The following is an 11,764-nucleotide window of genomic DNA, read 5'->3' on the forward strand; positions in this document are numbered from 1 at the left end:
GCGCATACAATCGAGAACCTATTCGACGATCAACTGAACCCGGTCGCTTGAAAAGGCGGTCACGCCATATTCGATTGGTACCCCTGCGGAATCGACATCGATACTTTCGGTCGAAATCACCGGCCGGTTGCGCGCCTGTTTCAGCAGGTTCGCAACCCGCGACGATGGCAGGGTCGCGGAAATACGGGTGGTTTTGCGGCTGTAATCATCAATCCCAAAGCGTTTGAGGGCCTCTGTCAGCGATTTAGTCTCGACGAAGATTTCAACAATCCCGTCAAAGCGGGCAGCCGGAAGATAGCTTGTCGCCACCGCAAGCGGCACACCATCAGCCTCCGAGACAGAGAACAATTCAATCACCCGCGTGCCCGGTTTGACATCAAGGCACTGGGCGACCGTCGCATTGGCTTTGAGCACCTCGGACGAGACAAGACGTTTATCGGGCAACCGATGTCGGCCGGATACGATCTGTGAAAAACGGGTTTTGGACCCCAGCGGGTAATCAAGGATCTGTTCCTGAACAAATGCCCCGCGCCCCTGTTCGACACGGACAACATTGGAATCGACCAGTGCAGCCATGGCACGTCGTACCGTGTGGCGATTCACCCCGAAACGCCGGACCAGTTCCATCTCGGTCGGCATCTTTTCACCCGGTGTGAAGACACCATCAGAAATATCCGCCAGAAGCTGCTTTTCTATTTGCTTCCAAATGGATAAGCCCGGTTCCCAATCCATTGCATTCCCCGTTCATAAAACTTTCATGGCAAGACCTTTGCCTTTGGTGCTGGATCGCCTTATAACGTCAATAGGTATAGACGTCTAGACAAATTTTGAATTTGTCGACATAAGTTGAAAAGGGATCAGTTTGATGACGGCGCACCCCGCCCCGAATGCCCGGGCCGATCAGAATCACACCGCAGACACCCCGGTCGATCCGCACATTGCAGCACGCCAAAAATGGATGTCAGTTCTGGCCCGCACATCACGTGCCCGCCTCGAAGCCGAATGGTCGGACCATTACAGCACCGAAAGCTGGAACCACCTGCGCGAACCCCAGATCGGTATGGTGATGGTACGTGGTCGTGCCGGCGGGGCCGGACAACGGTTCAATCTTGGTGAAATGACGGTGACACGCTGCGCGGTCACCCTGTCGGACGGGACTGTCGGCCATTCTTACGTCAAGGGGCGTGACCGCATTCAGGCGCAGTATGCCGCCCTGTTTGACGCGGTTATGCTGCGCAACGGATCAGCAAGCGACTTCATCGACACCCTGGCCAATGAACAGGCAGCCGCCAAGCGCGACCATGCCCGCAAGGTTGCCGCCACCAAAGTTGATTTCTTCACCCTTGTCCGCGGAGAAGACGAATGAACCTCCAAACCAGCGAATTGCTGCCCGGCTTTGATCATGCGGCCTTTGATTCAAACGCCGTGTTTCGCGCCCTTCTTGATGCTATGTCGCGTCCCGGTCGCATCTATGATCTGCCGGTCAATATCTCTGCACCCGACGGGTTGAACGCGGCCGCAACCGCAACACTTCTTGCCATGGCGGACATGGATACCACTGTCTGGCTTTCAAAATCCTGCTCGACCAAGGCCGCTGGCGACCATTTGAAATTCCATTGCGGCTGCCCGATCAGCACGGATGTCAAACAGGCCGATTTCGCCGTTGCCCGCATTTCCGATGACCTGTCCTTTGTCACAGATCTTGCCGTGGGCAATGCAGAATATCCTGATCAATCCGCGACCCTGATCCTGATGGTTGATGAGATTTCAGATAGCCCGTCCATGACCCTTAAGGGACCGGGCATCAAGGATACGCATAGCCTTGCGATCAAGAACCTGCCTGAAAGCTTTCATCGCTGGCGGGCAGATAACCATCACCTGTTTCCGTGCGGCGTTGATGTGATTTTCGCAAGCCCAACCCAGATCGCCGCCCTGTCGCGCACCACCCGGATCGAGGTCAATTAATCATGTATGTTGCGGTAAAAGGTGGCGAGCGCGCCATCAACAACGCCCATAAGCTTCTGGCCGAGCAGCGCCGGGGCGACAAAGACATTGCCGAAATCGAAACCGATCAGATCGAACAGCAACTGTCGCTTTCCGTCACCCGTGTGATGGCCGAAGGATCGCTGTATGACCGCGATCTGGCCGCCCTTGCCATCAAACAGGCGCGTGGCGACTTGATCGAGGCGATCTTTTTGATGCGCGCCTATCGCACGACGCTGCCGCGTTTTGCGTTTTCCAAGCCGATCAAAACCGCCGAGATGGATATATCACGCCGCATTTCGGCAACCTTCAAGGACCTGCCCGGCGGACAGATATTGGGCCCGACCTTTGATTATACCCACCGCCTGCTTGACTTCACCCTGATGGCCAACGGCGAAGCGCCCGCCGAAGCACCGCAAGGCGAACAGCCGGTTGATGAAAACATGCCGCGCGTTCTCGATGATATCCTGAACTATGAAGGCCTTATTCAGGACGAACCAACCCCGGTTGATGACGATGCCCCGGTCGCCGATCTGACGCGGGAGCCGGTCAAATTCCCGGCCGGTCGTGATCTGCGTCTGCAAAACCTGTCGCGCGGGGATGAGGGATTTGTTCTGGCACTCGGGTATTCAACCCAGCGCGGCTATGCCAACAGCCACGCCTTTGTCGGTGAAATCCGATACGGCACGGTGTCGGTCGAAATTGAACCAGAAGAACTCGGCTTTGCGATTGATATCGGTGATATCGAACTGACCGAGTGTGAGACGGTCAACAAGTTCAAGGGATCGAAAACCAAACTGCCGCAATTCACCCGCGGCTATGGCCTTGTGTTTGGTCAGAACGAGCGCAAGTCGATTTCGATGGCGCTGGTCGATCGCGCCATGCGCGCCAATGAAATGGGCGAACAGATCATGGGCCCGGCACAGGATAGCGAGTTCGTGATGGAACATAGCGACAATGTCCAGTCCACCGGCTTTGTCGAACATATCAAGCTGCCACACTATGTCGACTTCCAGGGCGAGCTTGAGCTGGTGCGCCGCATGCGGACCGAGGTCGAGGAACGCCTTGCAAAGCGTGACGCCGAAGATGGCATATCCCACCCCAAAGCTGCGGAGTAATCCCATGGAACAGACTGTCAAAAATCCGGCGGATGGGACCAGCGCCTATAACTTCGCCTATCTGGATGAACAAACCAAACGCATGATCCGGCGCGCCCTGCTCAAGGCCGTTGCCATTCCGGGCTATCAGGTGCCGTTTGCCGGGCGTGAGATGCCGATGCCTTATGGCTGGGGTACCGGTGGTGTTCAGGTCACCGCTGCCGTGATTGGCCCGAACGATACATTGAAGGTCATTGACCAAGGCGCGGATGATACCACCAACGCGGTATCCATCCGTCAGTTCTTTGCCAAGACCGCACAGGTGGCAACGACGGAAAAAACCGCCGAGGCCTCCATCATTCAGACCCGCCACCGCATTCCCGAAAAGGAACTGCGTGAAGATCAGGTGTTGGTTTATCAGGTGCCAATCCCCGAACCACTTCGCTTCCTTGAGCCGCGCGAAACCGAAACGCGGAAAATGCACGCGCTTGAAGAATACGGCCTGATGCATGTGAAGCTCTATGAAGACATTGCCCGCCATGGGCATATCGCGACCACCTATGCCTATCCGGTAATGGTCGATGATCGATATGTCATGGATCCTTCGCCGACGCCGAAATTCGACAATCCGAAAATGAACGACATGGCCGCATTGCAGCTTTTCGGTGCCGGTCGCGAGAAACGTATCTATGCCCTGCCGCCTTACACCAAGGTCAAAAGCCTCGATTTCGACGACCACCCGTTCGAGGTTCAGACTTGGGAAGATGAATGCGGCATGTGCGGCGCGCGCGACAGTTACCTTGACGAAGTCATCCTCGATGATCAGGGCAACCGCATGTTTGTCTGTTCGGACACTGATTACTGCGCAGAACGACAGGAAGCCGGCCATCGTGGCCCGCAACATCATGACCAGCCGCTTAGCAATTCAAAGCGTGAAAAGGCAGCAGAATAATGACCCAGATAAACGAACCGCTTCTGCGCGTTGATGACCTGACCATGATGTATGGCGACCGGATCGGTTGCAAGGATGTCAGCTTTGAACTGCGCCCGGGTGAAGTACTTGGCATCGTTGGCGAATCCGGATCGGGTAAATCAACTTTGCTGCGCAGCATTTCTGCCCAGCAGGAACCGACCAAGGGCACCGTCGAATACCAGACGCGCATCGATGGCATCTGCGATGTCTATCAGATGTCAGAAGCTCAGCGTCGCCTTCTGATGCGGACCGACTGGGCCTTTGTGCACCAGAACCCGCGTGATGGACTGCGCATGAATGTCAGTGCCGGGGCCAACATCGGTGAACGGATGATGGCGATTGGCGATCGTCACTACGGCAATATCCGCAGCAATGCGGACAGCTGGCTGGGCAAGGTCGAAATCGCGTCTGAACGCCTTGACGACCTGCCATCAACCTTTTCGGGCGGCATGCAGCAACGTTTGCAGATTGCCCGCAACCTCGTAACCAGCCCGCGCCTCGTCTTTATGGACGAACCCACGGGTGGGCTTGATGTTTCTGTTCAGGCCAGATTGCTCGATCTGCTGCGCGGGCTGGTTCACGACCTTAATCTTGCGGTGATCATCGTCACCCATGACCTTGCTGTCGCAAGACTTCTTTCGCACCGGCTGATGGTGATGCAACAAGGCAAGGTCATTGAACACGGCCTGACCGATCAGGTCCTTGATGACCCGCAGCATGCCTATACCCAGCTGCTTGTTTCTTCCATTTTGCAGAACTGACCGGGGCGCAGAAAATGTCTGAAATGCTTCATGCTAAAAACGTCGCAAAAAGCTTTACCCTGCACACACAGGGCAGCGTGACAATCCCGGTCTTCGAAGGTGTTGAATTCATGCTTTCGGCAGGGGAATGCATCGCGCTGACCGGTGAATCCGGCTCGGGAAAAAGTACCTTCATGCGCATGCTTTATGCCAATTACACCTGTTCGCAAGGCTCCATCAAGGTGTTCCACAATGGCGACTGGCTTGATATCACCACCGCCAGCCCGCATTCGATCCTTGATATCCGCAAACGCACGCTGGGCTATGTATCGCAGTTCCTGCGTGTCATCCCGCGTGTGCCAACCCTTGATATCGTTGCCGAGCCGCTTGTTGCGCTTGGTACGGACCGCGAAACGGCAACCGACAAGGCGCGTGATCTTTTAACCCGTTTGCGCATTCCCGAACGGCTGTGGCAGCTTTCGCCCCTGACCTTTTCGGGTGGTGAACAACAGCGTGTAAATATTGCGCGTGGTTTTATTGCCGATTATCCGATCATGCTGCTGGATGAACCGACCGCATCGCTTGACGCCCAAAATCGCGCCACAGTTCTGGAACTGATTGAAGAAGCCAAAAGCCGTGGCGCGGCCATTGCCGGCATTTTCCACGACCACGAAACCCGTGATGCGGTCTGCACCGGGTCGTTTGATGTGACTTCCTTTAAAGTTGGGGCCAATGACTGAACAGATTTTCACCAATGCCAAACTGGTTCTGGCAAACGAAGTCATTGATGGTGCCGTGCAGGTCAAGGATGGCCTGATCATCGATATTTCCGATCGTCCATCTAACCTGCCGGGTGCCGCGGACATGGATGGTGATTACCTGATGCCGGGTCTTGTCGAACTGCATACCGACAATCTCGACAAGCATCTGACACCACGCCCAAAGACCCGTTGGCCAGCCACGGCCGCAGTTATTGCCCATGACAATCAGGTGGCCAGTGCCGGGATCACCACGGTGTTTGACGCGGTTTCGATTGGCGATGTCAATGAAGGGTCCGAACGCATTGTTCGGCTGATTGAATCGGTCAAGGCGCTTGAACATGCGCTGGAAAATGCGTTGCTGCGTGCCGATCACAAATTGCATCTGCGCTGTGAAACATCGTTCCCGGGCATGGTCCAGGCGCTTGGTCAACTGATCGACCTGCCACTTGTCAGTATGCTGTCGGTGATGGATCACACACCGGGGCAGCGCCAGTTTGTCAGTCTTGATGCCTATTACACCTACTATCAGGGTAAATATGGCCTGAATGACGAAGAGATGCGCAAATTCATCGCTACCCGTCGTCGTGATTCGGAACTCTATTCCGAAAAGCATCGCCGTCACGTGGTCGAACAGGCCCATGCCAAGGGTTTGGCGCTGGCCAGCCATGATGATGCAACTGCCGAGCATGTGGCCGAGGCCGTTACCGACAAGATGACGGTGGCGGAATTCCCGACCACACTTGAGGCTGCCAAGGCATCGCATGAAGGCGGGCTTGGTGTGATGATGGGCGGACCAAACCTTGTGCGCGGTGGATCGCACAGCGGCAATGTCGCCGCCGGTGATTTGGCAAAGCACGGCTATCTCGACATCATTTCAAGCGACTATGTCCCGCACAGTTTGCTGCACGGGGCGATGAAGCTGTTTGAAGAGTTTGATGGCTATGATTTGCCACGTGCCATTCGCACGGTCTCCCTGACCCCGGCCACCCAGGTCGGATTGAATGATCGCGGCGAGATCGCGGTTGGCAAACGCGGCGATCTGATCCGGGTGCATCATTCGCCGCACCATCCGATTGTGCGCGGCGTGTGGCGCGAAGGTGTGCGGGTGTCATGACCAAGGGCCATACATATAGTGGCCCCAGCGGATATGGACATCTCGTCCTTGTCGTCGGCCCAAGTGGCGTCGGCAAGGACACCCTTATGGATGCGGCGCGTGATCGATTGGCAGATGACAGGCAGTTCTGCTTTCCACGGCGCTGCATAACCCGCCCGGCCGGATCGGTCGGCGAAACCCATATCCCCGTTCGTCCGGAGGATTTCGGGCAGATGGCCCGTCAGGGCGCCTTCCTTCTGAGTTGGATGGCCCATGATCTGGGGTACGGCATCCCACGCCATGTTCTGAACGAAGTCGAGGCGGGCAAAACCGTCATCGTCAATGTATCGCGCAGCGTCATTGCAGATGCCTGTGCGCTTGTCGGGAAGGACAATGTCCGCGTCATCAGCATCCGGGCTAGCAGCGATGCCCTGCGCAAGCGTCTTGAAGCTCGCGGGCGCGAAGATGCCCTTGATATTGAACGCAGGCTCGCGCGGGCATCAGCCTATCAGATTGACGGCGATCATGTTGTTCATGTGGATAACGACGCCGATCTTGAAACCGGCATTGCGCGCTTTATCGCGGCACTTGAAATACCCCAGTCGATTGCAAACCGCGCCTGAGGCGGACTTAATCACCCTAAAATGCTGCACCTTTTAAGTGCAGCATTTTTATCTGATTTTATGGGGCCAGAGGGAAGCGTTTAAGCAATCTGAACGGCTTCTGATCACCCGGATCACCAAACAAGCAGACCTCTTTTACGGTAAACGGCGCCTGACACAGCGGCGCGACCAAACCTGACAGTGCCGCCTTGAAAGGCTCGATCTGATCGTCAGACAGCTTGTTGGTTAATGTCAGATGGAAGCGGAATTCTTCCATGACATAGGGATACCCCCAGCGCACAAGATAATCTTCCTGCCGATCCGTCAAACCAGCCGCACGGCGTTTGTTCATTGCGGCTTCGTCTTCGGGTTGCCGAAAGTCATCAAGCTCCCTCACCAGCGTCTCAGCAAGATCCGCCAGATCTGCGACCGGTTCGGTCGGAACAAGGGCAAGAAAACGACCAATCGCCTTTAAGACCAAAGGTCCGCAAGCTATCGACGCAGTCCTTTTGCAAAGGTCTGAAACGGCTGCTTCCAGATCACTCCGATTAATACCACTTGGCAGGGCGAATGGCGGTTTCAGCGTCCCGTGAAAACCATAGCGGGTCGGCGATGAGGTTGCCGCCACGATTTCAGATTCCGTCAAGCCCGCAACAGTTGGACGGGACAACAGATGTCCGGTTTCCGGATTACGCCCCAGCCAGGCATTGCCAAACTGCCCCAATGCGCCTTGCGGTTCTGGCGCATAATAAAGGCCGTAGCGTTTATACTGGTCGGTCATGATTGAACTCTGGAAAAGGTGTCGCGGCAAGAAACGCCGAAGGTAAATAGCTTACCCTTCGACGCATCTCATATCACAGGGAAATGTTGATCGGTTAGACCGTATCGTATTTCAGGCAAAAGTCCCGGACCGGAAGGCTGCGGAAATCGTGCAACCTTTCGCGCAGAATATCGTGCGACCAATCCCACCAGCGAATGCGTAACAGGGTATCGACGATGTGGTCCTCAAACCGGGGCCGCAACGGCGCTGCCGGAATGCCGGTAACGATCGTGTAGGGCGCAACATCCTTGGTGACCACCGCACCGGATCCAATCACCGATCCGATCCCGATGGTGACACCACCCTGCACAATTGCCCCGTGGCCGATCCAGACATCATGTTCAAGACGCACGCGCTTTTCGCGGCGCCAGTCAAAGAAGGCCGGATCATCCTCACCCAGCTCATAGGCGCTGGAGCGATACTGGAAATGATGCATCGATGCGCGGTCCATCGGATGCTGTCCGGGATTAATGCGGGTATGGGCGGCGATGTTTACGAACTTTCCGATGTCGGAATAGATGATCTCGCTGTCATTCACGACATAGGAATAATCATCCATTTTCGTTTCGCGCATGGAGGTCCGTGCACCGACTTCGGTCCAAGCCCCCATTTCGCAATCAACGACAATCGCAGTCTCATCGATCGTCGGCTGTTCCGACAATGCCTTCATTGCCGGTTTCGCCTGCGTGATCTTGTATCCCATGGATCAGGTTACCAATTTGCGCAGACGCTGGGATGCCATATCAAGCAGGCTGACCGAAATGATGATGATGATCATGACAGCTGCCGTTTCGGCGTAATAGAAACCTCGGATATATTCCCAAAGCACCATGCCGATACCACCGGCCCCAACGATGCCCAGCACAGTTGCCGAACGCACGTTGGACTCAAACCGATACAGCGAATAGGAAATCCAAAGGGGCAGGACCTGCGGGATTACGCCAAAGATGACTTCCTGAAGGGCATTGGCCCCCGTAGCACGAATGCCTTCGACCGGTTCGGGATCAATCGCCTCGACCGCCTCGGAAAACAGCTTGGCCAAGACACCCGTCGTATGAATCCACAGTGCCAAAACACCGGCAAACGGGCCAAGCCCGACCGCAACAACGAACAGCATGGCAAACACCATTTCGTTGATCGCGCGGAAGGAATCCATCAGACGGCGTACTGGCTGATAAACCCAGACCGGGACAATATTTTCAGAGCAGAGAATACCAAACGGGATTGAGCAAACGATTGAAAGTGCCGTCCCCCAGATTGCGATCTGGATGGTAATCCACATTTCTTCGACATACATCTTCCACATCAGGAAGTCTGGCGGAAAGAAGCCATCGGCAAAGTCGACCATGTTGCCGCTGTTTTCAAACAGCGCCATCGGGCGCATGTCAGCCCCTTCCCATGACCAAGCCAGAAGCCCCAGAATGATCGCCCAAAGCAGAAAGCTCGAAGCAGATCGTTTCAGGTCACGCGGCGGAAGTTCCGTTGCGACAGATGATGTCGAAGAAATGCTGCTGTTCATGGTTCTAATCCCGGAAGTAAATGCAAACAGGGAGCGCACGTTTGGTGCACTCCCTGTCGAAAAGTCGGTTACTGGTAGGCAACCAGAATGTCGAGTTCAGCAAGCTTCTTGTCGATTTCAGCAACACGCTCTGCTTTCTCTTCATCCGAAAGCTCTTCGGTGTTCTGGATTTTCAGCTTGTCTTTGAAAAGTGCAAGCTGACGGATCGGGTAAAGCTGCGCGTTGGAGCTTTCCATGAACAGACCCATGCCGTCCGAGTTGTTGGCGAGCACTTCTTTCGCGCCTTCGATATCGCCGAAACGACCATACCCGAGGAAGAACGCCTTGATGCGTGACTTCAGTTCACGCGACATGTCTTTACGGTAAACCATCGGATCAGACGGGATCAGCGGCGAGGTCCAGATAACTTTGACCTTTTCGGTGACTTCCGGTTTGTTCATCTCGGTACGTGCAAGCTGCTCGGAGTTATTTGCAGCGGCATCAACCTGTGCATTGGCGGTCGCCATCAGGTTGGTTTCATGGTTGGCGTTACGTACGGTTTTGAAGCATTCCTTCGGGTCAGCACCGTTCTGTGCGAACACATAATAAGACGGGACGAGGAAGCCCGAGGTCGAGTTCGGATCACCAATACCGAAGTTCAGCGAACCATCACATTTCAGCAGGTCCTCAAGCGAGTTCAGCTTGTCGTTATCTGCCTGGGTGATGATGTGGGAATAATAGCCGTTCGAACCATCGGATTTCGAGGTCTGAACGAAGATTTCGCCACCTGCACGGTCAACAGCTTCCATCGCCGATTTGTTACCGAACCAGCCAACATGGACCTTGCCGAAACGCATGCCTTCGATGATGCCGGCATAATCCGGTGCAAAGAATGCCTCGACTTCCATGTCGAGTGCTTCGGACATGTCATCGATCAGCGGCTGCCACTGGGCTTTGAGGTTTGAAGTGGATTCAGTCGAAATGATACCGAAAACAAGGCTTTCCGGATCCTGTTCGAGCGGCTTGAATTCAACATCGGCTTTGGCAACGACGGATGCCAGCATCGTCGCCGCAAATGCTGCGGATGCGATTGTCTTAACGTTCATAAGAAGTCCCCTGTCAGAATGTATTTGGACATGTTTCGAGAAGGTAAGGCAGTCATGACAACTGGCCCGGCTAGCTTGTTGCGACAGCCAGGTCCTTTTCTGCGATGGGCTTGGCAACCGGCTTGGTCGATACCGCCGCGCCATCGGCAAAAAGTTCGGAAGAATGTTCGCCATACAGTTCCTGAAGGAATTGCGGCGTCAGTTCGCTTGACGGTCCGTCAAAAACAACTTCACCATCGCGCATGGCGATGGTGCGTTTGCAGTAGTCTTTTGCGTAGTCAACCTGATGAAGTGATACGATGACGGTAACGTTGTCTTCGCGGTTTACGCGATCGAGCGTGTTCATCACCTTGCGCGAGGAAGCCGGATCAAGCGATGCAATCGGCTCATCTGCCAGAATAAGGCGGGCACCCTGGGTGATTGTGCGGGCAATGGCCGCGCGCTGCTGCTGACCACCCGAAAGATTGCGCGCCTTTTTGGAGGCATGTGCATCAATACCAACACGCGAAAGCGCGCTCATCGCGCGCATCTTTTCGGCTTTGGTAAACAGGCCAAGCGATCCGCGCCACGCCGGAACACGACCGAGAAGACCCATTAGAACATTGGTCAAAACCGAAAGGCGGCTGACCAAGTTGAACTGTTGGAACACAACACCGATCTCGGTACGCACCTTGCGTGCGCCACGTGAAATCTTGCCGTTTTCCTGAATGGTTTCACCAAACACGGCGATCTTGCCGCCGTCGCGATCCCCGCGCAGCAAACCGGCAATATGACGGATCAGAGTGGATTTACCTGAACCCGATGCGCCAATCAGCGCCACCATCTCGCCTTCCCGCACCTGCAACTTCACATCGTTGAGTGCGCGCTTGTCACGGGTAAAGCTTTTGTTCAGTCCAGAGATATCTACAACCAGCATCAAAGAATCGCCTGCATGTGTTTCGCTGGAGCTAGAAGCTACGCACAAACCGCGACTCTACGGTGACACTGATGTTACAGTTCGATGATTAAGGTGGGCATATTGCCCCGACAACAATTAAACTTGTCTATACATCAAGAATTAATCGAAGTATTTACCTGTAATTCTGACATAA

Annotated in this window: 14 protein-coding genes; 8 read left to right on the forward strand and 6 right to left on the reverse strand. The window is 55.0% G+C overall.

Annotated features, from left to right (window positions below):
- Positions 1–18: 18 nt before the first annotated feature.
- Positions 19–732: a phosphonate metabolism transcriptional regulator PhnF gene (gene phnF / locus HED22_RS13815; RefSeq protein ID WP_167723162.1), complete on the reverse strand. Its 714-nt coding sequence runs from the start codon at positions 730–732 to the stop codon at positions 19–21.
- 133 nt (positions 733–865) lie between these two features.
- Here phnF and phnG point away from each other — a divergent pair, with 133 nt between their 5' ends.
- The 8 genes from phnG to phnN are packed head-to-tail and all read left to right on the forward strand — an operon-like array spanning position 866 to position 7,270.
- Positions 866–1,366, forward strand: a complete 501-nt coding sequence (gene phnG / locus HED22_RS13820; RefSeq protein ID WP_167723164.1) for a phosphonate C-P lyase system protein PhnG — start codon at positions 866–868, stop codon at positions 1,364–1,366.
- Positions 1,363–1,965, forward strand: coding sequence for a phosphonate C-P lyase system protein PhnH (gene phnH, locus HED22_RS13825; RefSeq protein WP_167723166.1), 603 nt, complete (start codon positions 1,363–1,365; stop codon positions 1,963–1,965). Before phnG ends, phnH begins: the two co-directional genes overlap by 4 nt.
- A gap of 2 nt (positions 1,966–1,967) precedes the next feature.
- Complete coding sequence (locus tag HED22_RS13830) at positions 1,968–3,101, forward strand: carbon-phosphorus lyase complex subunit PhnI (protein WP_167723168.1); 1,134 nt, start codon at positions 1,968–1,970, stop codon at positions 3,099–3,101.
- A gap of 4 nt (positions 3,102–3,105) precedes the next feature.
- A complete protein-coding gene (locus tag HED22_RS13835; RefSeq protein ID WP_167723170.1) occupies positions 3,106–4,032 on the forward strand; it encodes an alpha-D-ribose 1-methylphosphonate 5-phosphate C-P-lyase PhnJ in 927 nt (308 codons plus the stop codon).
- A complete protein-coding gene (gene phnK, locus HED22_RS13840; protein ID WP_167723172.1) occupies positions 4,032–4,814 on the forward strand; it encodes a phosphonate C-P lyase system protein PhnK in 783 nt (260 codons plus the stop codon). Before HED22_RS13835 ends, phnK begins: the two co-directional genes overlap by 1 nt.
- Positions 4,815–4,828: 14 nt before the next feature.
- Positions 4,829–5,533, forward strand: coding sequence for a phosphonate C-P lyase system protein PhnL (gene phnL, locus HED22_RS13845; RefSeq protein WP_167723174.1), 705 nt, complete (start codon positions 4,829–4,831; stop codon positions 5,531–5,533).
- On the forward strand, positions 5,526–6,668 hold the full coding sequence (locus HED22_RS13850) for an alpha-D-ribose 1-methylphosphonate 5-triphosphate diphosphatase (RefSeq protein WP_167723176.1): 1,143 nt from the start codon (positions 5,526–5,528) through the stop codon (positions 6,666–6,668). Before phnL ends, HED22_RS13850 begins: the two co-directional genes overlap by 8 nt.
- Positions 6,665–7,270: a phosphonate metabolism protein/1,5-bisphosphokinase (PRPP-forming) PhnN gene (gene phnN, locus HED22_RS13855; RefSeq protein WP_167723178.1), complete on the forward strand. Its 606-nt coding sequence runs from the start codon at positions 6,665–6,667 to the stop codon at positions 7,268–7,270. Before HED22_RS13850 ends, phnN begins: the two co-directional genes overlap by 4 nt.
- A gap of 58 nt (positions 7,271–7,328) precedes the next feature.
- Here the strand turns inward: phnN and HED22_RS13860 are convergent, their stop codons facing one another.
- From HED22_RS13860 to phnC, 5 genes are all read right to left on the reverse strand, one after another.
- The gene (locus HED22_RS13860) at positions 7,329–8,030 is read right to left on the reverse strand and encodes a DUF1045 domain-containing protein (protein ID WP_167723180.1); all 702 of its coding nucleotides are present in this window, start codon (positions 8,028–8,030) and stop codon (positions 7,329–7,331) included.
- Positions 8,031–8,124: 94 nt separating this feature from the next.
- Complete coding sequence (locus HED22_RS13865; RefSeq protein ID WP_167723182.1) at positions 8,125–8,772, reverse strand: chloramphenicol acetyltransferase; 648 nt, start codon at positions 8,770–8,772, stop codon at positions 8,125–8,127.
- Positions 8,773–8,775: 3 nt separating this feature from the next.
- Positions 8,776–9,588, reverse strand: coding sequence for a phosphonate ABC transporter, permease protein PhnE (gene phnE / locus HED22_RS13870; RefSeq protein WP_167723184.1), 813 nt, complete (start codon positions 9,586–9,588; stop codon positions 8,776–8,778).
- A 68-nt stretch (positions 9,589–9,656) separates the two neighbouring features.
- Complete coding sequence (gene phnD, locus HED22_RS13875; protein WP_167723186.1) at positions 9,657–10,673, reverse strand: phosphonate ABC transporter substrate-binding protein; 1,017 nt, start codon at positions 10,671–10,673, stop codon at positions 9,657–9,659.
- Positions 10,674–10,743: 70 nt separating this feature from the next.
- Complete coding sequence (gene phnC / locus HED22_RS13880) at positions 10,744–11,589, reverse strand: phosphonate ABC transporter ATP-binding protein (RefSeq protein WP_167723188.1); 846 nt, start codon at positions 11,587–11,589, stop codon at positions 10,744–10,746.
- Between the last annotated feature and the right edge of the window lie 175 nt (positions 11,590–11,764).

Source organism: Thalassospira sp. HF15, from assembly GCF_011806525.1.
Lineage (GTDB): Bacteria > Pseudomonadota > Alphaproteobacteria > Rhodospirillales > Thalassospiraceae > Thalassospira.